The 24,346-nt window shown below is 60.2% G+C and carries 24 protein-coding genes and 1 tRNA gene; 18 read left to right on the top strand and 7 right to left on the bottom strand.

Features of this window, described 5'->3' with window-relative positions; genetic code table 11:
* Positions 1-9 precede the first annotated feature (9 nt).
* Positions 10-1,191 (bottom strand): acyl-CoA dehydrogenase family protein, encoded by a 1,182-nt coding sequence (locus AMM33_RS01805; protein ID WP_090138231.1) that lies wholly within the window; start codon positions 1,189-1,191, stop codon positions 10-12.
* A 153-nt stretch (positions 1,192-1,344) separates the two neighbouring features.
* Here AMM33_RS01805 and purN point away from each other — a divergent pair, with 153 nt between their 5' ends.
* Positions 1,345-1,932: a phosphoribosylglycinamide formyltransferase gene (purN, locus tag AMM33_RS01800; RefSeq protein WP_090138229.1), complete on the top strand. Its 588-nt coding sequence runs from the start codon at positions 1,345-1,347 to the stop codon at positions 1,930-1,932.
* 144 nt (positions 1,933-2,076) lie between these two features.
* On the opposite strand, the gene AMM33_RS01795 is transcribed toward purN, so the two are convergent.
* A complete protein-coding gene (locus tag AMM33_RS01795; RefSeq protein ID WP_090138228.1) occupies positions 2,077-2,313 on the bottom strand; it encodes a DUF1653 domain-containing protein in 237 nt (78 codons plus the stop codon).
* Positions 2,314-2,365: 52 nt separating this feature from the next.
* Here AMM33_RS01795 and AMM33_RS01790 point away from each other — a divergent pair, with 52 nt between their 5' ends.
* Both AMM33_RS01790 and AMM33_RS01785 read left to right on the top strand, forming a co-directional pair.
* Positions 2,366-3,658 (top strand): RsmB/NOP family class I SAM-dependent RNA methyltransferase, encoded by a 1,293-nt coding sequence (locus tag AMM33_RS01790; RefSeq protein WP_090138225.1) that lies wholly within the window; start codon positions 2,366-2,368, stop codon positions 3,656-3,658.
* 112 nt (positions 3,659-3,770) lie between these two features.
* Positions 3,771-4,985, top strand: a complete 1,215-nt coding sequence (locus AMM33_RS01785; protein WP_090138719.1) for a DesA family fatty acid desaturase — start codon at positions 3,771-3,773, stop codon at positions 4,983-4,985.
* A 258-nt stretch (positions 4,986-5,243) separates the two neighbouring features.
* Here AMM33_RS01785 and rpmG read toward each other — a convergent pair whose 3' ends face one another.
* The 3 genes from rpmG to trxB form a co-directional block, all read right to left on the bottom strand.
* Positions 5,244-5,414: a 50S ribosomal protein L33 gene (gene rpmG, locus AMM33_RS01780; RefSeq protein WP_006298735.1), complete on the bottom strand. Its 171-nt coding sequence runs from the start codon at positions 5,412-5,414 to the stop codon at positions 5,244-5,246.
* Positions 5,415-5,440: 26 nt separating this feature from the next.
* The gene (rpmB, locus tag AMM33_RS01775) at positions 5,441-5,674 is read right to left on the bottom strand and encodes a 50S ribosomal protein L28 (protein ID WP_026039317.1); all 234 of its coding nucleotides are present in this window, start codon (positions 5,672-5,674) and stop codon (positions 5,441-5,443) included.
* Between the two features lie 396 nt (positions 5,675-6,070).
* Entirely contained in the window at positions 6,071-7,030 is a 960-nt protein-coding gene (gene trxB, locus AMM33_RS01770) for a thioredoxin-disulfide reductase (protein WP_090138717.1), read from the bottom strand.
* Positions 7,031-7,192: 162 nt separating this feature from the next.
* On the opposite strand from trxB, the gene AMM33_RS01765 reads away from it, so the two are divergent.
* The 10 genes from AMM33_RS01765 (at position 7,193) to AMM33_RS01720 (ending at position 18,783) form a co-directional block, all read left to right on the top strand.
* The gene (locus AMM33_RS01765) at positions 7,193-9,664 is read left to right on the top strand and encodes a DNA translocase FtsK (protein WP_090138223.1); all 2,472 of its coding nucleotides are present in this window, start codon (positions 7,193-7,195) and stop codon (positions 9,662-9,664) included.
* Positions 9,665-9,720: 56 nt separating this feature from the next.
* Positions 9,721-10,335: an outer membrane lipoprotein periplasmic chaperone LolA gene (gene lolA, locus AMM33_RS01760; protein ID WP_228767924.1), complete on the top strand. Its 615-nt coding sequence runs from the start codon at positions 9,721-9,723 to the stop codon at positions 10,333-10,335.
* Between the two features lie 16 nt (positions 10,336-10,351).
* Entirely contained in the window at positions 10,352-11,644 is a 1,293-nt protein-coding gene (locus tag AMM33_RS01755; RefSeq protein WP_090138220.1) for a replication-associated recombination protein A, read from the top strand.
* A gap of 189 nt (positions 11,645-11,833) precedes the next feature.
* Entirely contained in the window at positions 11,834-12,763 is a 930-nt protein-coding gene (locus AMM33_RS01750; protein WP_053170323.1) for a branched-chain amino acid ABC transporter permease, read from the top strand.
* A 17-nt stretch (positions 12,764-12,780) separates the two neighbouring features.
* Positions 12,781-13,857, top strand: coding sequence for a branched-chain amino acid ABC transporter permease (locus AMM33_RS01745; RefSeq protein ID WP_090138218.1), 1,077 nt, complete (start codon positions 12,781-12,783; stop codon positions 13,855-13,857).
* An 11-nt stretch (positions 13,858-13,868) separates the two neighbouring features.
* On the top strand, positions 13,869-14,642 hold the full coding sequence (locus AMM33_RS01740; protein WP_090138715.1) for an ABC transporter ATP-binding protein: 774 nt from the start codon (positions 13,869-13,871) through the stop codon (positions 14,640-14,642).
* A gap of 1 nt (position 14,643) precedes the next feature.
* Positions 14,644-15,360, top strand: coding sequence for an ABC transporter ATP-binding protein (locus AMM33_RS01735; protein WP_053170317.1), 717 nt, complete (start codon positions 14,644-14,646; stop codon positions 15,358-15,360).
* A gap of 290 nt (positions 15,361-15,650) precedes the next feature.
* Positions 15,651-16,874, top strand: a complete 1,224-nt coding sequence (locus AMM33_RS01730; RefSeq protein ID WP_090138216.1) for an efflux RND transporter periplasmic adaptor subunit — start codon at positions 15,651-15,653, stop codon at positions 16,872-16,874.
* Between the two features lie 9 nt (positions 16,875-16,883).
* Entirely contained in the window at positions 16,884-18,107 is a 1,224-nt protein-coding gene (locus AMM33_RS01725; RefSeq protein ID WP_090138713.1) for an ABC transporter permease, read from the top strand.
* A 1-nt stretch (position 18,108) separates the two neighbouring features.
* Complete coding sequence (locus AMM33_RS01720; protein ID WP_228767923.1) at positions 18,109-18,783, top strand: ABC transporter ATP-binding protein; 675 nt, start codon at positions 18,109-18,111, stop codon at positions 18,781-18,783.
* 9 nt (positions 18,784-18,792) lie between these two features.
* On the opposite strand, the gene AMM33_RS01715 is transcribed toward AMM33_RS01720, so the two are convergent.
* Entirely contained in the window at positions 18,793-19,791 is a 999-nt protein-coding gene (locus tag AMM33_RS01715; RefSeq protein ID WP_090138711.1) for an adenosine kinase, read from the bottom strand.
* A gap of 249 nt (positions 19,792-20,040) precedes the next feature.
* Complete coding sequence (gene radC, locus AMM33_RS01710; RefSeq protein ID WP_090138212.1) at positions 20,041-20,712, bottom strand: RadC family protein; 672 nt, start codon at positions 20,710-20,712, stop codon at positions 20,041-20,043.
* 130 nt (positions 20,713-20,842) lie between these two features.
* Between radC and AMM33_RS01705 the strand changes: the two genes are divergently transcribed.
* From AMM33_RS01705 to AMM33_RS01685, 5 genes are all read left to right on the top strand, one after another.
* Complete coding sequence (locus AMM33_RS01705) at positions 20,843-21,286, top strand: FKBP-type peptidyl-prolyl cis-trans isomerase (RefSeq protein ID WP_090138210.1); 444 nt, start codon at positions 20,843-20,845, stop codon at positions 21,284-21,286.
* Complete coding sequence (gene ispH / locus AMM33_RS01700; protein ID WP_090138208.1) at positions 21,286-22,218, top strand: 4-hydroxy-3-methylbut-2-enyl diphosphate reductase; 933 nt, start codon at positions 21,286-21,288, stop codon at positions 22,216-22,218. Before AMM33_RS01705 ends, ispH begins: the two co-directional genes overlap by 1 nt.
* A 191-nt stretch (positions 22,219-22,409) precedes the next feature.
* Positions 22,410-23,720: a serine--tRNA ligase gene (serS, locus tag AMM33_RS01695; protein WP_090138206.1), complete on the top strand. Its 1,311-nt coding sequence runs from the start codon at positions 22,410-22,412 to the stop codon at positions 23,718-23,720.
* Entirely contained in the window at positions 23,720-24,199 is a 480-nt protein-coding gene (locus AMM33_RS01690) for a hypothetical protein (protein WP_228767892.1), read from the top strand. The genes serS and AMM33_RS01690 overlap by 1 nt, the downstream gene beginning before the upstream one ends.
* Positions 24,200-24,236: 37 nt before the next feature.
* Positions 24,237-24,327: transfer RNA gene (locus tag AMM33_RS01685), tRNA-Ser, on the top strand.
* Positions 24,328-24,346: the final 19 nt, after the last annotated feature.

The following is a 24,346-nucleotide window of genomic DNA, read 5'->3' as shown; positions in this document are numbered from 1 at the left end:
TGTGTCTCCTTAACCCAGAACTGTCTGGGCGACGATGTTGCGTTGCACTTCGTTGCTGCCGCCGTAAATGGTGGTCTTGCGCATGTTGAAGTAGTTGGCGGCCAGTGGCGCATTGGCCAGCGTGCCGCCGGGGAAGTCGCCTTGCCAGCCGGCGTCCATGGCTTCGAAGATGAAGGGCAGGGCAAAGGGGCCCGCAGCCTGCATCATCAGCTCGGTGTAGCGTTGCTGGATCTCGCTGCCCTTGATCTTCAAAAGGCCTGCGATGTCGAGCGAGTTCTTGCCCGACTTTTCGGCGGACAGGACGCGCAGCACCAGCATTTCGAGTGCCACGATGTCGACTTCGAGCTTGGCGATTTCGTCGCGGAAGCGCATGTCGTCGTACACGCCTTCGGCTTTGGCGATGCGCTTCAATCGCTCGAGCTCGCGCTTGGCGCGGTTCACGTCGGCGATGTTGGTGCGCTCGTGGGCCAGCAGGTGCTTGGCGTAGTTCCAGCCCTTGTTTTCTTCGCCCACCAGGTTCTCGGCTGGCACTTCGACGTTGTCAAACCAGACCTCGTTGACTTCGCACTCGCCGTCGAGCAGTTTGATGGGGCGCACGGTGATGCCGGGCGACTTCATGTCGATCAACAAGAAGGAAATGCCGGTTTGGGGCTTGCCCTCGGTGCTGGTGCGCACCAGGCAGAAGATCCACTCGCCGTATTGGCCCAGCGTGGTCCAGGTTTTCTGGCCGTTGACGATGTATTTGTCGCCCACGCGCTCGGCGCGGGTTTTCAGCGACGCCAAGTCAGAGCCGGAGCCCGGCTCGCTGTAGCCCTGGCTCCACCAGACTTCGCCGCTGGCGATGCCGGGCAAAAAGCGCTGCTGCTGCTCGGCGTTGCCAAAAGCCATGATGACTGGGGCCACCATCACGGGGCCAAAAGGCACGACGCGGGGGGCGCCGGCCAGGGCGCATTCTTCTTCGAACAAATGCTTTTGCACGGCGGTCCAGCCCGGGCCGCCAAACTGCGTGGGCCAGCCATGGCCCAGCCAGCCTTTTTTGCCCAAAATCTTGGCCCAGCGCTGCATGTCCTCTCGGGTCAGGCGCATGGCGTTGTGCACTTTTTGTGAAATGTCAGCGGGCAAGTTTGCCTTGACCCAGGTGCGGATCTCGTCGCGGAACGCGAGCTCTTCGGGGGTGAATGCCAAATCCATGGGGGAATCTCTCCGTTGGGGGTGGGTGTTTTTGAGTGCAGTTCAAGCAAAATCAAACGACCGTGCTTTTTATCATGCGCAGACCGATTCGGCTTGTCCTTGGTGCGACAAAAGTCTTGTCAAGGCTTGAGGGCAGGGATAATCGCCCACTTCATGAAAAACATCGTTATTTTGATTTCAGGTTCGGGCTCCAACATGGGGGCCATCTTGCATGCGGCCGAGCAGGAACGTTGGGCTGAACGCTTGAATGTGCGGGTGGCCGCCGTGATCAGCAACAAGGCCGATGCCCAAGGTCTGGCCTTGGCCCAATCGCAGGGCGTTGCCACAGCTGTGTTGGACCACAGGGCGTTTGCCAGTCGCGAGGCGTTTGATGCGGCCTTGATGGTTCAGATTGACCAGTTCTCGCCCAGTCTTGTGGTGCTGGCCGGTTTCATGCGCATCCTGACACCGGGTTTTGTGGCGCACTATGCCGGGCGCTTGCTCAATATCCATCCTTCTTTGCTGCCAGCTTTTCCCGGGCTCAACACACACCAGAGGGCCATTGATGCGGGTTGCAAGTTCGCTGGGGCCACGGTGCATCAGGTCACAGCCGATCTGGACCATGGCCCCATCTTGGCGCAAGCGGTGGTGCCGGTGCTGGCGGGTGACACGGCCGCCATGCTGGCGGCGCGGGTGCTCACGCAAGAGCATTTGATTTATCCGCGTGCCGTGGCTCAATTTCTGTGGACCCAGAACACGTAGCTTGGTGGCTTCAGCTCCGACATGGGGCTGTGCCGGAGCCTGCAATGTCGAAGCTGAAGCTGCCGACCTGCGAAGAGTCCGTGTTGCAGCTTGGTGGTTTCAGCTCCTACATGGGCAAGCGCTGACCGTAACTGCATCAGACGTTCAATCCCCCACGCGCTCAAAGCGCGGCTGCAATTGGCCATTGAACTCGACCACTTCGGTAAACATGGCGGCGGGCCGCACCCAAAGGCCTTGTTCGCCATAGAGCGCCTGGTACAGCGTCATGGGTTGCAGGTCTTCGCTGTGGCGCACGGTACCCAACACGCGGTACTGCCCGCCTTTGTAATGATGGTAGAGGCCTTTGGGCGTTTCAATCAGGGGCGGCAAAGTTTCGGTCATGTGATTCCTGTGGGTTTTTGGGCAAAGGGCAGGAATGGGACAATACACCCCTATGCATCCAAAAGCCCTTTTAGACGCCTGCGCCGATCTGGTCAGGCTGGTCCTCCAATTTGAACATCCCGCCGACGCTGTCGTGTCGCGCTATTTCCGTGAACACCGCTCTTTGGGCCCCCGCGAACGCGCCACTTTGGCCGAAACCGCTTTTGCGGTGCTGCGCAAAAAACTGCTGTTCGAGCAGCTGGCCCGCTCGGGCTCCGGCCCCAAAGAGCGCAAGCTGGCGATTTTGGGTTTTTTTGGGCCGCGCGATTTTCTGGCCTCAGCGCTCAACGACACCGAGAAAAAATGGCTCGCGACCTGTGACGCGATTCCCGCCGACGCCCTGATGGCCCCGCACCGCCACAACCTGCCCGAGTGGATGGCCCAAGCCCTGCAAGCCCAATTGGGCGAGGATTTCTGGGACTTGGCCGAGCATTTGCAGCAGCCCGGCACGCTGGACCTGCGCGTGAACATGCTGCAAGCCAAACGCAGCGACATCCAAAAAGAGCTCGCGCAAGCGGGTATCGCTTCCGAGCCCACGCCTTACTCGCCTTGGGGCCTGCGCCTGCAAGGCAAACCCGCTTTGCAAAAAACCGACGCTTTCACCCGGGGCGCGATCGAGGTGCAGGACGAAGGCTCGCAGCTGCTGGCCTTGCTGGTGGACGCCCACCGGGGCGAGATGGTGGTGGACTTTTGCGCGGGCGCGGGCGGTAAAACGCTGGCGCTGGGCGCAGCCATGCGCAGCACGGGCCGTTTGTACGCGTTTGACGTGTCGGGCCACCGCCTCGATGCCCTCAAACCCCGCATGGCCCGCAGCGGCTTGTCGAATGTGCACCCGGCCGCCATTGCGCACGAGCGCGATGAACGCGTCAAGCGCCTGTCCGGCAAGATCGACCGTGTGCTGGTCGATGCGCCTTGCTCGGGGCTGGGCACCTTGCGGCGCAACCCCGACTTGAAGTGGCGGCAAAAACCCCAAGCTGTGCAAGAGTTGACCGAAAAGCAGCAAGCCATCTTGCAAAGCGCCTCGCGTCTGGTGAAGTCTGGCGGTCGTTTGGTGTATGCCACTTGCAGCGTGTTGCCCGAGGAAAACGAGCTGATTGCGCAAGCCTTCAGCGCCGCCAACCCGGATTTCATGCCCTTGAATGTGGCCCAGGAACTGGAGCGCCTCAAAGTGCCCGATGCAGCCCGCTTATGTACGCCAGAAATGGCCGACTCGGGGCAGATTCAGGCTTCGGGCATGTATTTGCGACTGTGGCCACACAGACACGGTACGGACGGATTTTTTGCCGCAGCGTGGGTTAAAAAGTAATATTTTTTCCGGTAAATGTCATTGAGACAGTTGAAAACACTGTCTTTTTTGTGCCGAAAAACTTAAAATCGACAAATTGCCTGAAATCAGGCGTTATGAGAAAGACAAAGACATGTTGTTGCCTGATTGGGCTTTTTTGGATGCGGTGGTGCAGTGGATGGGCCACGGCCTGTTTGATTTGTCCTGGTGGCAAATGGTGTTGATCACCTTGGGCCTGACCCACATCACCATTGCCAGCGTCACCATTTTCCTGCACCGTCACCAGGCCCACCGCGCCTTGGACCTGCACGCCATTCCCTCGCACTTCTTCCGTTTCTGGCTGTGGTTGACCACAGGCCAGGTGACCAAGGAGTGGGCGGCCATTCACCGCAAGCACCACGCCAAGTGCGAGCAAGCCGAAGATCCGCACAGCCCCCATGTGCATGGCATCAAAACCGTGTTGTTCACGGGCGCCGAGCTGTACCGCAAGGAATCCAAGAACTTGGACACCCTCAAGCGCTACGGTCACGGCACGCCTGATGACTGGATTGAGCGCAACCTGTATTCCAGATTTTCCTGGCAAGGCGTGGCCCTGATGTTGATCATCGACGTGGCCTTGTTCGGCTTTATTGGCTTGACAGTCTGGGCTGTGCAAATGGCATGGATCCCGATCACGGCGGCCGGCATCATCAACGGTGCAGCCCACTACTGGGGTTATCGCAACTTTGAGGCGCACGACGCCAGCACCAACATCTCGCCTTGGGGCATCCTGATCGGTGGTGAAGAGTTGCACAACAACCACCACACTTACCCCACATCGGCCAAGCTGTCGGTCAAGCCTTACGAGTTCGACATCGGCTGGCTGTATATCCGTGTGCTCGAAACCCTGGGCATGGCCACTGTCAAGAAAACACCTCCCCGCTTGGCTTATGGTGACATTCGTCCTGTGGCCGACGAAAAGACTCTGGAAGCCTTGATCGCCAACCGCTACGAAGTGATGGCGGGTTATGCCCGCAATGTGCGAGCTGTGATGCAGGAGGAAGCCGGCAAACTCAAGCTAGATGCAGATGTCTTGCAGACGGCCAAACGTTGGTTGCACCGCGACGCGGCCAAGGTGCCGGCTGATGCGCAAGTTCAGCTCACGCAGGCCCGTGCGGCCAGCCCGGTGCTCGACAAAATGCTGCAAATGCGTGAAGAACTCAGTCAGATCTGGCTGAACACCTCACACTCGCGTGAGCAGTTGGCGGCTGACCTGCAAGCCTGGTGCCGCCGCGCCGAAGAAAGCGGCATCGCTGCTTTGCGTGACTTCTCTGAAAAGCTGCGCGCCGTGCGTCAGACCGCCGCCTGATTTTCAAGCGAACACATCCAGACAGGGCCTTCGGGCCCTGTTTGTTTTGGGGAGGGTTTCCGGGTTGCGGCCCCCGTAGGTCGGTACTCGAAGAGTCCGACGTTGTTGGCGTCCCAAGGGTACATGCCAACATGGGCGTGGATGATGGGTAAGCATTTGTCGGGGTCTTCGACAGACGACCTGCAACCACCACTGTTTCGGACATAAAAAAACCCGCTGTGTGAACAGCGGGTTTTTTGTTGCAAGGCTCAGGCTGAATTACTTCAGCTTGATTTCCTTGTATTCAACGTGCTTGCGAGCTTTGGGGTCGAACTTCATGATCGACATTTTCTCGGGCATGGTTTTCTTGTTTTTGCTGGTCGTGTAGAAGTGACCAGTGCCAGCTGTGGATTCCAGCTTGATTTTTTCGCGTCCGCCTTTGGTTGCCATGGTGTATGACTCCTAATGTTCTGGGTTTAGGCTTGACCGCGTGCGCGCAGGTCTGCGAGCACGGCATCGATGCCGTTTTTGTCGATCAGGCGCAGAGCAGCGCTGGAGACGCGCAGACGCACCCAACGGTTTTCTGTTTCAACCCAGAAACGACGGTATTGCAGGTTCGGCAGGAACCGGCGCTTGGTTTTGTTGTTGGCGTGGGAAACGTTGTTTCCCGTCATTGGGCCTTTGCCCGTTACGTCGCAAACGCGTGCCATGTGGACACTCCGATACTTTTTAAACAGCCGGTGCCGATGGGTCTCGTGCAGATTTGCACGGGGCCTGGCGCTCCAGCCTCACCTCGCCAAGATGGGTGGCGGTATCCCAGATCGCTGGCTCCGTGATCCCGAATGACATTCCGGGCAGTTCCAGCAAAGCCTCAGATTATAGCCAGAAAGCAGGGGCTGGGACTCCTTGGTCGGTCTTTTGTGACCCATTCAGGGTGGTTCGAGCCTTGGTGGGGAGTCGTTGCGGGTGCCTGCCGGGGTTCAGAGGCGCTTCGCTTTGCCACATCACCCCGGCAGGCACCCCCTGCACCCATTCGCTGTTCGTTGGCAGTCAACTTCTGGATCGCAGGGCTCAGGTTTCCTTTCGAGTGCGATCGCGGCAGTGATTTAACCGTTGTTCTGTTCCAGAAAACGCTGCGCATCGAGCGCGGCCATGCAGCCCGTGCCCGCGCTGGTGATGGCCTGGCGGTACACATGGTCTTGCACGTCACCCGCAGCGAACACACCGGGCACCGAAGTTTGGGTGGCGAAGCCCTTCAAGCCGCTTTGGGTCACGATGTAACCGTTTTCCAGTGTCAGTTGGCCCTGGAAGATGTCGGTGTTGGGGGCGTGGCCAATGGCGATGAAGCAGCCCTTGAGCTCGACATCGTGCAGGCTATCGTCTTTGGTGCTTTTCAGGCGCACGCCGGTCACGCCCGAGGCGTCGCCCAGCACTTCTTCCAGGGTCTGGAAGGTTTTCAGTTCGATCTTGCCTGCGGCGACCTTGTCCATGAGCTTGTCGACCAGGATGGGCTCGGCCTTGAACTTGTCGCGGCGGTGGATCAAATAGACTTTGCTGGCGATGTTGGACAGGTACAGGGCTTCTTCAACGGCGGTGTTGCCGCCGCCCACCACGCAGCAGACCTGGTCGCGGTAGAAGAAGCCGTCGCAGGTGGCGCAGCCGCTCACGCCGCGGCCCATGAAAGCGGTTTCGGACGGCAGGCCCAGGTATTTGGCCGATGCGCCTGTGGCGATGATCAGGCTGTCGCAGGTGTAGGTGCCGCTGTCGCCGATCAGGGTGAAGGGGCGCTGCTCCAGCTTGACGGTGTGGATGTGGTCAAACACGATCTGGGTGTTGAAGCGCTCGGCGTGCTCCTGAAAGCGTTGCATCAGGTCCGGGCCTTGCACGCCATGCACGTCGGCGGGCCAGTTGTCCACCTCGGTGGTGGTCATGAGCTGGCCGCCTTGCGCCATGCCGGTGATCAACAGGGGTTTGAGGTTGGCGCGGGCGGCATACACGGCGGCGGTGTAACCGGCGGGGCCGGAGCCGAGGATCAGGACTTGGGCGTGTTGGGTGCTTGTGGACATGAGGTGTGGTTTTTGAATATTCAGAGGAATGGCGTGCGGGATGCGCTGCATCCGGTGACGCCATTGTAAGAAACTGCCAAAAGCAGAGGGGTGTTGAGGGATTCGCGTGGGGCTGGGCGCGCCAAACGCGGGAGACTGATCGGGTAAGCTTGTGCCTGATTTATGACTTATTCACTGCACACCTTGACCAACCCGACGGCCCGCGCCGCGCCCACTGGCGAACCCAAGATGTTCTGGGCGCGTTTTGCTCAGGAAATTGCGCTGCTGATCGGTGGCGTCTTGCTCCTTTTGTGTCTGCTGGCCCTGTGGAGCTATCACCCCGCAGATGCGGCTTGGTCGACTTCGGGATCGGGGCTGATCGTGCGCAACTGGATGGGGCGCGCTGGCGCATGGGGCGCCGATTTGTCATATTTTTTGCTGGGCTACTCTGCCTGGTGGTGTCTGGCTGTTGCCGCAAGGGCTTGGTGGGGGGGCTTTGTGGCCTGGATAAGAGGGGCCGCGGCGCAGGAGAATATGCCTGCGCAGTCGCGTTGGCAGCGCAGTTACCTTGTTTTTTGGGTCGGACTTGCGCTTTTGCTGTCAGCCAGTGCCAGCATGGAATGGTCCCGTTTGTACCGTCTGGAGACCCATTTGCCAGGTCACAGTGGTGGCGTCTTGGGCTATCTTGTGGGGTCGCTGGGTGTGCGCTGGTTGGGCTTTACCGGCGCTGCTTTGGTGAACATTGCCGCCATAGTGGTCGGGGTGGCAGTGGTGTTTCGCTTTTCCTGGGGCAAGCTGGCCGAAGGCATTGGTGCCCGCATCGACGCCCTGATCCAGGCGCGCCACGAAAAACGTGAAATTCTGGAAGATTTGGCATTGGGCCAGCAGGCCTTGCGTGAGCGCGAACAAGCTGTGCCGCCACAGGCCATTGAGCCTCGGTGGGACATGGACGATGCGCCGCAGGCACAAGCGTCCAATGCCAAATTTGTGCCTCGAAGTGCAGACACAGACACCAACACCGCTGCTCCAAACGGGGGGCTTTTGGCTACCCCGGCATTGGCGCCGGTCATCGTGCAAACACCCCCTGCACCCCGGGTGATTGAGCCGCCTGTGATGGAGGTTCCGCGCAGCGATCGGGTGGTCAAGGAGCGTCAGAAACCCTTGTTTTCTGAATTGCCTGACAGCAAGCTGCCGCAGGTCGATTTGCTCGATGCGCTGACGTCCAAGCAAGAAACCGTGTCGCACGAGACGCTGGAGATGACCAGCCGACTGATTGAGAAAAAACTCTCGGACTTCGGTGTCAAGGTGCGGGTGGTGGCGGCTGCGCCCGGGCCGGTGATCACGCGCTATGAGATCGAGCCAGACATTGGCGTGAAGGGCTCACAGGTCGTGAACCTGGCCAAAGACCTGGCGCGTTCGCTCAGTCTGGTGTCGATTCGGGTGATCGAGACGATTCCGGGCAAGAACTTCATGGCATTGGAGTTGCCCAACGCCAAGCGCCAGTCGATCAAGCTCAGCGAAATCCTGGGGTCGCAGGTCTACAACGAAGCCAAATCCATGCTGACCATGGGCTTGGGCAAGGACATCATTGGTAACCCGGTGGTGGCCGATCTGGCCAAGATGCCGCATGTGCTGGTGGCTGGCACCACCGGCTCGGGCAAGTCGGTCGGTATCAACGCCATGATCTTGTCACTGCTCTACAAAGCCGAAGCGCGCGATGTGCGCCTCTTGATGATCGACCCCAAGATGCTGGAGATGTCGGTTTATGAAGGCATCCCTCACCTGCTGGCCCCGGTGGTCACTGACATGCGCCAGGCTGCCCACGGTTTGAACTGGTGCGTGGCCGAGATGGAAAAACGCTACAAACTCATGAGCAAGATGGGCGTGCGCAACCTGGCCGGTTACAACCAGAAAATTGACGAAGCCACGGCCCGCGAAGAGTTCATCTACAACCCCTTCAGCCTGACGCCCGACGATCCCGAGCCGCTCAAGCGTTTGCCGCACATCGTGGTGGTGATTGATGAGCTAGCTGATTTGATGATGGTGGTGGGCAAGAAGATCGAAGAGCTGATTGCGCGTTTGGCCCAGAAGGCCCGTGCGGCCGGTATCCACTTGATTTTGGCCACCCAGCGCCCCAGCGTGGACGTGATCACGGGCCTGATCAAGGCCAACATCCCGACACGCATTGCGTTTTCTGTGGGCTCCAAAATCGACAGCCGCACCATCCTGGACCAAATGGGCGCTGAGGCCTTATTGGGCATGGGTGACATGCTGTACATGGCCAGTGGCACGGGCTTCCCGATTCGGGTGCACGGCGCCTTTGTGAGCGACGAGGAAGTCCACCGCGTGGTGAGTTACCTGAAAACCCAGGGTGAGCCCGATTACATTGAGGGCGTGCTGGAAGGTGGTACGGTGGACGAGGATGGCGGCATGCTGGGCGAGGGTGACAATGGCGAGAAAGACCCAATGTACGACCAGGCCGTAGAAGTGGTGTTGAAAAACCGCAAGGCCAGCATTTCGCTGGTGCAGCGCCACCTCAAAATCGGCTACAACCGTGCCGCCCGTCTGGTGGAAGACATGGAAAAAGCAGGACTGGTCAGCGCCATGAGTGGCAGTGGTCAGCGTGAAATTTTGGTGCCTGCGCGCACCGAGTGAGTCTTATGAACATTTTTCGTCGTGATTGGATCGGTGTTTGGTGTCTGGGTGTGGCCATGCTGGCCAGCCCTTGGGTGCACGCCGATGGCCTGGAAGCCCTGTCGCAATTCATGAAGCAGGCCCGCAGTGGCCGTGCACAGTTCACGCAGGTGGTCACATCGCCCGCCAAAGCCGGGCAGCCGCCGCGTGTCAAAACCTCCAGCGGCAGCTTCGAGTTCCAACGGCCTGGCAAGTTCCGGTTTGACTACCGCAAGCCCTTTGTGCAAACCCTGGTGGCCGACGGCCAGACCTTGTGGCTGCACGATCTGGATCTCAATCAGGTGACGGCGCGCCCCCAAGCCCAGATGCTGGGCGCCACGCCTGCTGCCTTGCTCACGGCGGCCTCCGATCTGGAGGCCCTGAAAGCCGATTTCCAGTTCAAGTCCGAGCCCGACAAGGACGGTTTGCAGTGGGTGCGTGCCACGCCCAAAAGGTCGGAAGGCCAAATCCAGACTGTGCTCGTGGGCTTGCGCAGCACCGATCAAGGGGTGGTCTTGTCGGTGCTTGATGTGCAAGACAGCCTGGGCCAGCGCTCAGTGCTGAGCTTTTCAGTCTTTGAACTCAACCCCGCTTTGCCTACACAGACCTTTGCCTTTCGGGTGCCTGCCGGGGTGGATGTGATCCGTCCTTGAAGCCTTTTTGAACGCCATGCCTGCAGCCCCACCCCATGCGCCACTGGCTGAGCGCCTGCGTCCCCGTCACTTGGGTGAGGTGATTGGTCAGCAGCATTTGTTGGGCGAAGGCATGGCTTTGCGACTGGCTTTCGAGTCAGGCCAGCCGCACAGCTGCATTTTGTGGGGGCCGCCGGGCGTGGGCAAAACCACCATTGCCCGTTTGATGGCCGATGCCTTTGATGCCCAGTTCCTGAGCATCAGCGCGGTGCTGGGGGGTGTCAAGGACATCCGCGAAGCGGTGGAAAAAGCAGAACTGGCCCGCAGCGGCCTGCACCCGCAGCGCACCATCATGTTTGTCGATGAGGTGCACCGCTTCAACAAAAGCCAGCAAGACGCGTTTTTGCCGCATGTGGAAAGCGGGCTGTTCACCTTCATCGGGGCCACCACGGAAAACCCCTCGTTTGAGGTGAATTCGGCCTTGCTCTCTCGGGCGGCGGTGTACGTCTTGCAGCCGCTCAATGAAGACGATCTGAACAACATTGTGTTGCGCGCGCAATCCATACAAGCTGTGCCGCCCATTGAGCCCCAGGCCCTGAGCCGTTTGCTGGCCTATGCCGATGGCGATGCCCGGCGCTTGCTCAACACACTGGAAACCTTGTCGATGGCGGCCAAGCAGCAAGGCGTTGACCCTGTGACCGACGAGTGGCTGCTGCGCGTGCTGGGCGAACGCATGCGCCGCTATGACAAGGGTGGCGAGCAGTTTTACGACACCATCAGCGCCCTGCACAAATCCGTGCGTGGTTCGGACCCTGACGCAGCACTGTATTGGTTTGTGCGCATGCTCGATGGCGGTGCCGATCCGCGTTACATGGCCAGGCGATTGATCCGCATGGCCAGTGAAGACGTGGGCCTGGCCGATCCCCGGGCCTTGCGCATGGCGCTCGATGCCTGTGAGGTGTATGAGCGCCTGGGCAGCCCGGAAGGGGAGTTGACCCTGGCCCAATGCGTGATTTATCTGGCCATGGCGCCCAAGTCGAACGCCGCCTACAAGGCCTACAACGAAGCCCGCGCCTTTGTCAAAAAAGACGGCACACGCCCCGTGCCCATGCACTTGCGCAACGCGCCCACAAAGCTGATGAAAGACCTCGATTACGGCAAAGGTTACCGCTACGCTCACGACGAGGAAGATGGCTTTGCAGCGGGTGAGCATTACCTGCCCGATGGCATGGCCGATCCAGGTTTTTACAGGCCCGTGCGCCGGGGTTTGGAGATCAAAATCGCTGACAAACTGGAAGAACTGCGAAAGAAGAATTTGGCGGCAGGGTAATTCCGTAGGGAATTGAATACTGATGCCATGTTTTCTTTCACTACAATCCCGCCACCCCGCCAGGCCTTGCATCGATCTGGCGGGGTTTTTGCTAGTTGTCAGGGCTCACCCAAAAGGTGTTTCTTGACTTCATTACAACAACCGAAGCGTGGTCTGCTAAGCGCAGGTCAAAACACGGAGAAATGAAATATGGACGTCTTCCTGCAACAGGTCATCAATGGCCTGGTCATGGGCAGCATGTACGCTTTGGTGGCCTTGGGCTACACCATGGTGTACGGCATCATCAACCTGATCAATTTTGCGCACGGTGAAGTGCTGATGGTGGGCGCTTTGACGAGCTGGTCCGCCATCGGCATGATGCAGAGTGCCATGCCGGGCACCCCGGGCTGGATCATTTTGATCTTGGCCACCCTGATTGCCTGCGTGGTGGCTGTCGTGCTGAACTTCACGATTGAAAAAGTCGCCTACCGCCCGCTGCGCAACAGCCCCAAATTGGCCCCCCTGATCACGGCCATTGGCATGAGCATCTTGTTGCAGACCGTGGCCATGATCATTTGGAAGCCCAACTACAAAGCTTATCCCACCTTGCTGTCCAGCACACCGATCAATCTCGGTGGTGCGGTCATCACCCCCACGCAAATCATGATTTTGGGCGTGACAGCGGTGTCTTTGGCGGTCCTGATGTGGCTGGTCAATTACACCCGTTTGGGTCGCGCCATGCGCGCCACGGCTGAAAACCCCCGCGTGGCCGGTTTGATGGGCGTCAAGCCCGACATGGTGATTTCGGCCACCTTTGTGATCGGCGCGATTTTGGCGGCCATTGCAGGCGTGATGTACGCCTCCAACTACGGCACGGCGCAGCACGCCATGGGCTTTTTGCCCGGACTCAAAGCCTTCACGGCTGCCGTGTTTGGTGGCATTGGCAACTTGTCGGGCGCGGTGGTGGGCGGCATCTTGCTGGGCCTGATTGAGGCCATCGGCTCGGGCTACATTGGCCAGCTGACAGGCGGCGTGTTGGGCAGCCACTACACCGACATCTTTGCGTTCATTGTGTTGATCTTTGTGCTGACCCTGCGCCCTTCGGGCCTGATGGGTGAACGCGTGGCCGACCGGGCTTGATGGAAGGGACCCCTGTCATGAAAATCAACAAAACACTTCAATACATCCTGATTGGCGTGGCGCTCATCGTGCTGCCCCTGATTCTTCAGGGCTTTGGCAACGCCTGGGTGCGCATTGCCGACATGGCCTTGCTTTACATCTTGTTGGCCGTTGGCCTGAACATCGTGGTGGGTTATGCCGGCTTGCTCGATTTGGGCTATGTGGCTTTCTTCGCAGTGGGGGCCTACATGTATGGCCTGCTGTCGTCGCCCCACCTGTTCAACACCTTCGCGTGGATCGCGGCAGCCTTTCCGGAGGGCATGCACATGCCCATCTGGCTGATCGTGCCCGTGGGTGCGGCTTTGGCGGGCATTTTTGGCATGCTGCTGGGGGCGCCCACGCTCAAGTTGCGAGGGGACTACCTGGCCATCGTCACTTTGGGTTTTGGCGAAATCATCCGCGTGTTCATGAACAACCTGGACCACCCCGTCAACATCACCAACGGCCCCAAAGGGCTCGATCAGATCGACCCGATTTCCATTTTTGGCATCAACCTGGGCAAGAAACTGATGATCGGTGACTTCGAAATTTCCTCGGTGTCGCTCTACTACTACCTGTTCCTGAGCCTGGTGCTGCTGGCCATTTTGATCTCGCACCGTCTGGAGTTTTCGCGCATTGGCCGCGCCTGGATGGCCATTCGTGAAGACGAAATCGCGGCCAAGGCCATGGGCCTGAACACCCGCAACCTGAAGTTGTTGGCATTTGGCATGGGCGCCACATTTGGTGGTGTGTCGGGGGCCATGTTTGCAGGCTTTCAAGGCTTCATCTCGCCCGAATCCTTCAGCCTGATGGAGTCGGTGATGATCGTGGCCATGGTGGTGTTGGGGGGGCTGGGTTATTTGCCGGGCGTGATTTTGGGCGCGATTTTGTTGTCGGCATTGCCCGAAGTGTTGCGCTACGTGGCCGGTCCTTTGCAAGAGATGACCGGCGGCCGATTGGACGCGTCCATCATGCGCCAGCTGTTGGTGGCTTTGGCCATGATCGTGATCATGTTGATGCGTCCTCGTGGCTTGTGGCCATCGCCCGAACACGGCAAATCGCTCAAGACGAAATGAAAGACCTGCACATGACACAAGATACCGTTCTCCAAGTTGCAGGCATTTCCAAACGTTTTGGCGGTCTGCAAGCCCTGACTGATGTGGGCATGACCATCCAGCGCGGCCAGGTTTATGGCCTGATCGGCCCCAACGGCGCGGGCAAGACCACATTCTTCAACGTGATCACTGGCCTGTACACACCCGATACCGGCTCGTTTGAGCTGGCAGGCAAGCCTTACCAGCCCACTGCCGTGCACGAAGTGGCCAAGGCGGGCATTGCCCGCACGTTCCAGAACATCCGCTTGTTCGCCGAAATGACCGCCCTCGAAAACGTGATGGTGGGCCGCCATGTGCGCAGCCACTCCGGTTTGCTCGGGGCCATTTTTCGCACACCCGGCTTCAAGGCCGAGGAAGCCGCCATTGCCAAACGGGCGCACGAACTGCTGGACTATGTGGGCATCGGCAAATACGCCGACTACAAAGCCCGCACCTTGTCCTATGGTGACCAGCGTCGCCTGGAAATTGCCCGCGCTTTGGCCACCGATCCACAACTGATTGCCCTGGACGAACCAGCGGCCGGCATGAACGCGACCGAAAAGGTGCAATTGCGCGAGTTGATCGACCAGATCCGCAAGGACAACCGCACCATTTTGCTGATTGAACATGACGTGAAGCTGGTCATGGGCTTGTGTGACCGTGTGACGGTGCTCGACTACGGCAAGCAAATTGCCGAAGGCACGCCTGCAGATGTGCAGAAGAATGAAAAAGTGATTGAGGCCTATCTGGGCACGGGAGGGCACTGAGATGGCCAATGTTCTTTTGAAAGTCAAAGACCTGCAAGTCGGCTACGGCGGCATTCAGGCGGTCAAGGGCGTGAGCCTGGAGGTGCGCGAGGGCGAACTGGTGTCGCTGATCGGCTCCAACGGTGCGGGCAAAACCACCACCATGAAGGCCATCACGGGCACCTTGCCTTTGCAGGTGGGGGACATCGAATACCTGGGCAAGAGCATCAAGGGTCAAGGCCCTTGGGATCTGGTCAAGCAAGGCCTGGCCATGGTGCCCGAAGGCCGTGGCGTGTTCACCCGCATGACCATCACCGAAAACCTGCAAATGGGCGCGTACATCCGTTCGGACACAAAAGGCATCGCCGACGACATTGAGAAGATGTTCACCATCTTCCCGCGTCTGCGCGAGCGCAAGGACCAGCTGGCCGGCACCATGTCCGGCGGCGAGCAGCAAATGCTGGCCATGGGCCGCGCCCTGATGAGCCGCCCCAAGGTCTTGCTGCTGGATGAGCCGTCCATGGGCTTGTCACCCATCATGGTCGACAAGATCTTCGAGGTGGTGCGCGATGTTTACGCTCAGGGCGTCACGGTGCTGCTGGTGGAGCAAAACGCCAGCCGTGCCTTGGCCATTGCCGACCGGGGTTATGTGATGGACTCCGGTCTCATCACCATGACGGGCGTGGGCAAGGACATGCTCGAAGACCCCAAAGTCAGGGCCGCCTACCTGGGCGAGTGATCGCTTCAGGCGCTGAGATGCCAAAGGGCCGGTGCACCGGCCCTTTGGCTTTTTGGGGATGTACCCATGACCCATGCACTGCGGGTTGGCAGTCATCTGTCGGAGTCTTCGACCACCGACCTACGGCAGCGCGGTCCCCGTAGGTCGGCACTCGCAGAGTCGGACGACGCTTGGCGCCTATGACAGGCGATTTCTTGATCTGCATCAGGTGAGCATGTTCAGGCCTTGAACACAATGAATCTGATCTGCGCGGCGGTTTGGGCTGCCGGACGTGATTCATTGGGGAGTGGATGTTGGCTTTGACCTGGGTTCGCGCATACCGCTGGCATTTGCTGGTGGGCTGTGCCTTGTTTCTGGTGGCGGCGCTGGGATGGCACTGGTGGATGGGGCCGCAAGTGGTGGCGCAGTCCATCCAGCGCCGCGATTTGGTGCAGACCGTGGTGGCCACGGGGCGGGTGCAGACGCCGCACCGTGTGGACATGGGCGCTCAAATCACCGGAACGGTGGCCCGTGTGTCAGCGGTGGAGGGGCAGACGGTGCGTCAGGGCGAGGTGTTGATCGAGCTGGTGTCTGCGGAGTTGAATGCCTTGCAGCGGCAAGCCGAAATGGCCGTGGTGCAGGCCCGAGGGCGCTTGCGGCAGCTGCAAGACTTGCAAGCCCCTGTGGCGCAGCAAACCTTGCATCAGGCGCTGGCCCAGGCCAATCTGGCCCGATCTAACTGGCAGCGTCAAAAAGAGTTGTTTGACCAAGGCTTTGTCGGGCAAGCAGCCCTGGATGAATCGCGCAAAGCGCTGGCGCTGGCCGATGCACAGGCGCTGTCTGCCCGCAAGCAACTGGAATCGGCCAATCCATCGGGCAGTGAGCATGCGCTGGCTTTGGGGGCGGTGGCCGAGGCCCAGGCCAATGCCCAGACCGCCCGTGCACGCGCCCGCTATGCAAGGATTGAGGCCCCTGTGGCAGGACAAGTCATCACGCGCCATGTGGAAGCTGGTGATGTGGTGCAGGCGGGCAAGGTCTTGATGACGCTGTCGCCCGAAGGGCGCACGCAGCTGGTGGTTCAGATTGATGAGAAAAACCTGCACCTCATTTCACTGGGTCAACAGGCGCTGGCTTCGGCCGATGCCTATGCCCAGCAGCATTTCAAGGCGGTGGTGGCCTTCATCCATCCAGGCGTCAATGCACAAACCGGCGCGGTGGAGGTGCGCCTGGATGTGCCCGAGAAGCCCGAGTTCCTCAAGCAGGACATGACGGTGTCGGTGGACATGGAAGTGGCGCGGCGCGACAAAGCCCTGGCCTTGCCCCTGAATGCGGTGCATGACATCTCGAGCGGCGCGCCCTGGGTGTGGCGGGTGGTGGCGGGGCATGCCGAGCACACACCGGTGCAATTGGGCTTGCGCGGCGGGGACTGGGTTGAGGTGCTGCAGGGCTTGCGCGAAGGCGATGCGGTGCTGGAGGCGCCCGTCAATTTGCGTGTGGGTCAGCGCGTGCGCTTGCAGTCCGTCTCAGTCCCCTGATTGCAGGCCATGTACAAGACCTGGATACCGTTCGAATGGATTGTGGCCATCCGCTTTTTGCGCGAGGGGCGTTTGCAGACCGTGTTCATCCTGACCGGTGTGGCCATTGGCGTGGGCGTGATTGTGTTCATGTCAGCGTTGCTGGCGGGTTTGCAAAGCAATTTCATTCAGCGGGTCTTGTCGGCGCAAGCGCACATTCAGTTGCTGCCCCCAAAAGAAGTGACGCGATCACTGCGCGAAGACAGTGTCAATGCCGCCATTGTTCAGCCGCCCTTGCAGCGGCTCAAATCGATTGACCAATGGCAGGCCCTGCAACGCCAGATTGGCAGCATGCCGGGGGTGTTGGTGGTGGCGCCGGTGGTCAGTGGTTCTGCGCTGGCGGTGCGCGGCAGTGCCAGTCGGGCGATTTCGCTCACGGGAGTGGAGCCCGAGGCGTATTTTCAGATCGTCAAGCTGCCCGAAAAAATCGTGTTTGGCGAGCCCCGCTTGACGGGTCAGGACATCTTGATTGGCCTGGAGTTGGGCAGCGATCTGGGCGTGGGCGTGGGCGACAAATTGCGTGTGACCAACGCGTCAGGGGAGGCCTTCACCCTCACGGTGTCGGGCGTGTTTGACTTGGGGAGCAAAGGCGCCAACCAGCGCAGCACCTTTGTGGCACTGCGCACAGCCCAAAGCCTGTTGGGCTTGCCCGGCGGTGTCACCAGTATGGAAGTCACGGTGCGCGATGTGTATGCCGCAGAAATCATCGCCCAGCGCATCAGCTCTGCCCTGGGGGTGCAGGCCGACAGCTGGATCAAGAGCAGTGCACAGTTTTTTGCGGCTGTCAGTGCACAGACCACCGCCAACACGGCCATCCGCTTTTTTGTGGGCCTGTCGGTGGCGTTTGGCATTGCCAGTGTGTTGGTCGTGTCGGTGGTGCAAAAGTCGCGCGAGATCGGCATTTTGCGGGCCATGGGCATTTCCCGGGGGCAAATCCTGCGGGTGTTCTTGTTGCAAGGTGGGGTGCTGGGTTTCGGGGGCGCGGTGCTGGGTTGTCTGGTGGGGGCCGGTGGTTTGGTGCTGTGGCAACGCCTGGCGCTCAATGCCGATGGCACGCCCTTGTTTCCTCTGGTGCTGGACCCGAATTTGTTTGCGCTCGCCTTGGGCCTGGCTTCGATGACGGGCTTGCTGGCCGCCTTTGCCCCGGCCCTGCGGGCGGCCAGGCTCAACCCTGTGGAGGCAATCCGTGGCTGATGTGGTGGTTCAATTGCAAGGCGTGCGCAAGGCCTTCAACGTGGGCACGGGCATCGAGACCGAGGTCTTGCATGGCATTGACTTGAGGCTTTGGCGCGGTGATTTCTGTGCGGTGATGGGACCCTCGGGCTCGGGCAAAAGCACCTTGCTCAACATCATCGGCCTGCTCGACCGCCCCACCTCGGGCAGCTTGCAGCTGATGGGCGAAGAAACCACCACCCTGGGGGAAGCAGACCTGACCCGCTTGCGCGGTCACAGCATAGGTTTTGTTTTTCAATACCACCACCTGATCACGGCCTTCACGGCGCTTGAAAACGTGATGATGCCCATGCTGGGCGCCTCGGGTTTTCCGAATGCGGCCATGCGCGAACGGGCTGAGCAATTGCTGGAAAGCGTGGGCCTGACACCTTGGCAAAACAACCTGGCGGGCAATATGAGCGGTGGCCAGCAGCAGCGTGTGGCGCTGGCCCGTGCGCTGGCCATGAACCCCGCCTTGCTGCTGGCAGACGAGCCCACCGGCAACCTCGACACCAAAAGTGCCGATGCGGTGTTTGATCTTCTGCGGCGCATCAACCAGGCGCAGGGCACCACGGTGCTGCTGGTGACCCACAACACGGCGCTGGCCCTGCGCTGTGACAAGACCATCCAGGTGGTGGATGGTCTGATTCAGGCCTGATTCAGGGCTTCAGTGGGTCTGGAAGTGCGCGTAAATGGCCTGTGTTTGCGCCGTGCTCAGGCGGTTGCCGTGCTGACCGACCACGGCTGCAGCCGCACGGTTGGCCAGCGCCGCCGATTCTTCGGGGTTGTGGCCGTGGGTGATGCCAAACAAGAAGGCCCCGGCAAACATGTCGCCTGCACCATTGGTGTCCACCGCCTGGGTGGGTACGGCCGGGATGTCGGTGCGCTGCGCACCTTGCACCACGATGCTGCCCTTGGGGCCACGCGTCAGGCACACCGTGCGGGCCAGCTGCGACAACTGGCCGATGATGACCTCCAGGTCGGTGGTGCCGCACCAGGTTTGCGCTTCCTCTTCGTTGGCAAACAGATAGTCCAGGCCGTCTCCGATCATGGCCTCCAGCCCGGTGCGGCAGAAATTGATCATGCTCACATCGCTGAGCGTGAGCGCGGTTTGCACTTGGTGTTGCGTGGCGATCTGGCGACCTTGCACAGCCGCTTGCAGCCCTGTGGGCGAGGCGGCCAGGTAGCCTTCCATGTAGTAAATGCGTGATTTGGCAATGTCGTGCGGGTGCAAGGCGCTGGCGTCCAGCTCAGAGGTGGCACCCAAAAATGTGCACATGCTGCGCTCTGCGTCGGGCGTGACCAGCACCATGCAGCTGCCGGTTTGTCCGGGCTGTGGCCGGGTGTGGGTCAGGTTGGTGGCCACGCCGTTGGCTTGCAAATCCTGGCTGTAAAAAGCCCCCAGTTCGTCATCGGCCACGCGGCAAGAGTAAAACGCCTTGCCCCCCAGTTGGGCCAAGGCCACCACGGTGTTGCCCGCCGAGCCTCCTCCGGTGCGGCGGGCGTGCAAGCCCTGCACATGGCGCAGCAGTTCGGCGCGCTGCGGGGTGTCGATGAGGGTCATGTGGCGTTTGCTCACGCCCATGGTCTGCAGCAGTGCGTCAGAGACTTCGTATTCGGTATCGACCAAGGCATTGCCGATGGCGTAGAGGTGGTAATGAGACATGGTCAGCAGGGCAATGAAAAGCAGCGAGTTTACCGGTGCACCATGGGGGGCCTGGAATGGCATGTATGGCCAGTCAAACACGCATTGGTCGGTGCTGAAGCCGCCGACCTTCGGAAAACACGGTCCCCGTAGGTCATAGCTTAAGCTACGACATAGCTGGCTCTGGCGCAGGCCCCATGTCGGGGCTGAAGCCGCTGACCTGCAAATGACGCCCCATGTCGGCAAATTCCGACATGGGTGCACTTCGGTTCACATCAAACCCTGCTCTGCCATGGACAGGGCCTGTCCCTGGCCCACGATGATGTGGTCGAGCACGCGCACGTCGACCAGGGCCAACGAGGCTTTGAGCGATTGGGTCAGGGCTTCATCGGCGCGGCTGGGCTGGACCGAGCCACTGGGGTGGTTGTGTGAGAGGACTACGGCGGCGGCCTGGTGGTGCAGGGCGCGCATGACGACTTCGCGGGGGTAGACGCTCGTCTGGCTGAGCGTGCCTCGAAACAGCTCTTCCCAGGCCAGCAACCGGTTTTGGCTGTCCATGAACAGCACGGCGAACACTTCGTGGTTTTTATGGCCCAGCTGCAACTGCAGGTATTGCTTGACGGCATCGGGCGTGTGAAAGGCCTGGCGCTCTTGCAGCCGCTGGCTCAGCGCCCTGCGGGCGATTTCAAACACGGCCAGCAATTCTGCTTTTTTGGCCGGACCTAGGCCTTTGACGGTTTTGAGCGAGGCGGGGCTGGCTTGCAGCAAACCGGCAATGCCGCCCATGTCCAGCAGCTCCTGGGCCAGCTGGAAGACGTTTTTGCCCGCCATGCCGGTGCGCAGCAAAATGGCCAACAGTTCGACATCGCTCAGGGCCTGTGGGCCTCGGGCCAGCAATTTTTCACGGGGCCGCGCATCGGCTGGCAAGTCCTTGATGCTCATGTGAATGCCCCTCCCTGGAGCCGCCTGGTGCCTGACTTGCCCCTGTGCTGGAGCGGGTCGGCCCGGCTTTTTACAATAGTGGCTTCTTTATGCCTGTTCCGCCGCGATTGCGGCATTCCAGAAAACCCTTATGTCCACTGTTCAACCCGGTTCCTTTTTGACGCTCCACTACCGCCTGGCCGGTCCGCAGGGGGACATCATCAACACCTTCCTCGAGAAACCGGCGACCTTGTCGCTGGGTTCGGGTGAGTTGACACCTGCCATGGAGCAGCGCCTGATGGGCCTGCAAGAAGGCACCCGCACCGTCATGGAGCTGCCCGCTGGCGAGGCGTTTGGGGACCACAACCCCGACATGCAGCAGTGGGTGGCGCGCAAGCTGCTCAATGAGCTGGGTGATCCGATGGAAAAGTACGCCGCTGGCGATGTGGTGCAGTTTCCGACACCCGATGGCCTGGGCGCCTATGCGGGCACCGTTTTGCAAGTGGGCGAAGAGGGCGCGGTGCTGTTTGACTTCAACCACCCCTTGGCCGGGCAGCCGGTGACCTTTGAAGTGCAGTTGATAGGAGTCTTGTGATGACCACTGAAGTTTTGCTGGCCGAACCCCGTGGCTTTTGTGCGGGTGTGGATCGCGCGATTGATATTGTTGAGCACGCACTGGCCAAGTTTGGTCGGCCGATTTATGTGCGCCATGAAATCGTACACAACACCTATGTGGTCAACGACCTCAAGGCCAAGGGGGCGATTTTCATTGAGGAATTGTCCGAAGTCCCACCCGGTGCGACCTTGATTTTCAGCGCCCATGGCGTGAGCCTGGCGGTACAGCAAGAGGCCGAGCGGCGCGGTTTTCGCATCTTTGACGCCACCTGCCCCTTGGTCACCAAGGTGCATGTGGAGCTGGCCAAGTTGCACAAAGAGGGCTACGAATTCCTCATGATCGGCCACAAGGGCCACCCTGAAGTGGAAGGCACCATGGGCCAGCTCGACAGCGGCATCCATCTGGTGGAAGACGTGGCCGATGTGGCCAAGGTGCAACCCGCTCAAACCGAGAAGCTCGCCGTCGTCACCCAGACCACCTTGAGCGTGGACGATGCCGCCGAGATCGTGGCGGCCGTGAAGGCGCGGTTTCCGCAGGTGCGCGAACCCAAGCAGCAGGATATCTGCTACGCCACCCAAAACCGGCAGGACGCGGTGAAACTGCTCAGCCCCCAAGTGGATGTGGTCATCGTCGTGGGCAGTCCCACCAGCTCCAACAGCAACCGCTTGCGTGAGCTGGCCGATCGCCTGGGGACACCCGCTTACATGGTGGACAGTGCAGCAGAACTGCAGCCCCATTGGCTGGACAAGGCCCAAAAAGTGGGGCTCACGGCCGGGGCATCAGCGCCGGATGTGCTGGTGCAAGAGGTGATTGCGCGGCTGCGCGAGTTGGGCGTGGTGTCGGTGCGCACCTTGGACGGCATCCAAGAACACATCAAGTTCCCTTTGCCCAAAGGCCTCAAGCTGGATTGACGCAATGGTTTTCCACGCTTCGCTCGCCATGACGGTGTGAAGTGCGCTCGCCACGACGTAAGGATGGCGTGCTTTTAGTCATTGCGAGGAGCTTGTGACGCGGCAATTCAGTTGGGGCAGTCGCAAAGGGTATCAGCGCCAGCTGGGGCGCTTACAAATGCTGAGACAGCGTGGGTCACTACAATGCGCTCATGCTTGATATTGTTCTACTCCGCAAAGATCTGGACGCAGCTGTGGCGCGTTTGCAGGCCCGTAAAAACCCCCAGCCTTTTCTGAACGTTGAGGCCTTCCGCGCTTTGGAGGGGGAACGCAAAACCCTGCAAACCCGCACCGAAGAGCTGCAAAGCCAGCGCAACAGCCTGTCCAAGCAAATTGGCATGCTCAAGGGCAAAGGTCAGCATGCCGAGGCCGATGCGGTCATGGCCCAGGTGGGCGCCATCAAGGACGAGCTGGAGGCTTCGGCCCAACGCCTGGAAGTAATCCAGACCGAATTGCAGACCCTGCTGCTGGCAGTGCCCAATTTGCCGCACGAGTCGGTGCCTTTGGGCGAGGGCGAAGAAGGCAACGTCGAAGTGCGCCGCTGGGGCACGGTGCGTGCCTTTAATTTCGAGGTCAAGGACCATGTGGACATCGGCGAAAAGCTGGGCCTGGATTTTGAAACCGGCACCAAGTTGTCGGGTTCGCGCTTTACCTTCATGCGTGGCCCCATGGCCCAGTTGCACCGGGCTTTGGCCCAGTTCATGCTCGACACCCAGACCCGCGAGCACGGCTACACTGAGTGTTACACCCCCTACATCGTGAACGCCGACACGCTGCGCGGCACGGGCCAGCTGCCCAAGTTTGAAGCCGACTTGTTTGCCGCCAACAAGGGTGGCCAAGACGGCAGTGAAGACAACCAGGCCCTGTACCTGATTCCCACCTCTGAAGTGACGCTCACCAACGTCGTGCGCGACGAGGTGTTGGCCGAATCCGAATTGCCGATCAAGCTGACCGCGCACACCCCGTGCTTCCGGTCCGAAGCGGGCAGCGGTGGCCGCGATGTGCGCGGCCTGATCCGCCAGCACCAGTTTGACAAAGTCGAGATGGTGCAGATCGTGCACCCCGACAAAAGCTATGAAGCGCTGGAGGACATGACCAGCCACGCCGAAGCCATTTTGCAAAAACTGGGTTTGCCCTACCGCGTGATGAGCCTGTGCACCGGCGACATGGGCTTTGGCGCCAGCAAGACCTATGACCTGGAAGTCTGGGTGCCCGCTCAAAACACCTACCGCGAGATCAGTTCGGTGTCCAACTGCGAGGCCTTCCAGGCGCGTCGCTTGCAGGCGCGCTTCAAAAATGCCCAAGGCAAAAACGAGTTGGTGCATACCCTGAACGGCTCCGGCCTGGCTGTGGGCCGGGCCTTGGTGGCTGTGCTGGAGAATTACCAAAACGCCGACGGCTCGGTCACGGTGCCCGAAGTGTTGCGACCTTATATGGGCGGCCTGGCGCTGCTGAGCGCATGATGGCGCCCGTGGTTTCATCCCTGCCCAGGTCATTGCGGTCGGCATGTCTGGCCGCTTTGCTGGCCTGCGGCTTGCTCGGTTGTGCCAGCCAGGGAAGCACAACCCTGGCTGCTGGCGACCCCAACAGCCAAGTGCAAAACCCGACCCAATTGCTGGGCCAATTGCCTTTGCCCGCGGGCAGCCTCATTCGCGCTGACCAGTCACTGATCATTGGCGCAGGTGACAACTGGGTGGGCCGTGTGGTGTTGGATGTGGGGCGTGACTTTGACGCCGCTTTCCGCTTCTTTTTGGACACCTATCCCGCCCAGGGCTGGACCGTGGTGTCGGTGATTCGGGGTAAAACCAGCTTCATGGTCATGACCCGACAAGAGCGCACCGCCACCTTTGAAATGGTGGACGGCGGTGTGATGAGCAGCAGCTTGGTGAGTTTGACCATGGCACCACGCAATGCCGCGGTCATGGTGCCCAAGAAGCCCTGACGGCTCTGTTAGAATCACGGCTTCGACAAGAAACTCAGGAGCGATGGCAGAGTGGTCGAATGCGCCGGACTCGAAATCCGGTATACGGTTATACCGTATCGAGGGTTCGAATCCCTCTTGCTCCGCCAACGAATCAAACCCCGCTGC

This window comes from Limnohabitans sp. DM1 (genome assembly GCF_001269385.1).
Taxonomy (GTDB): domain Bacteria; phylum Pseudomonadota; class Gammaproteobacteria; order Burkholderiales; family Burkholderiaceae_C; genus Limnohabitans_A.
The sequence above is the reverse complement of the archived record's forward strand: the minus strand, read 5'-3'. Positions and strand labels throughout refer to the sequence as shown.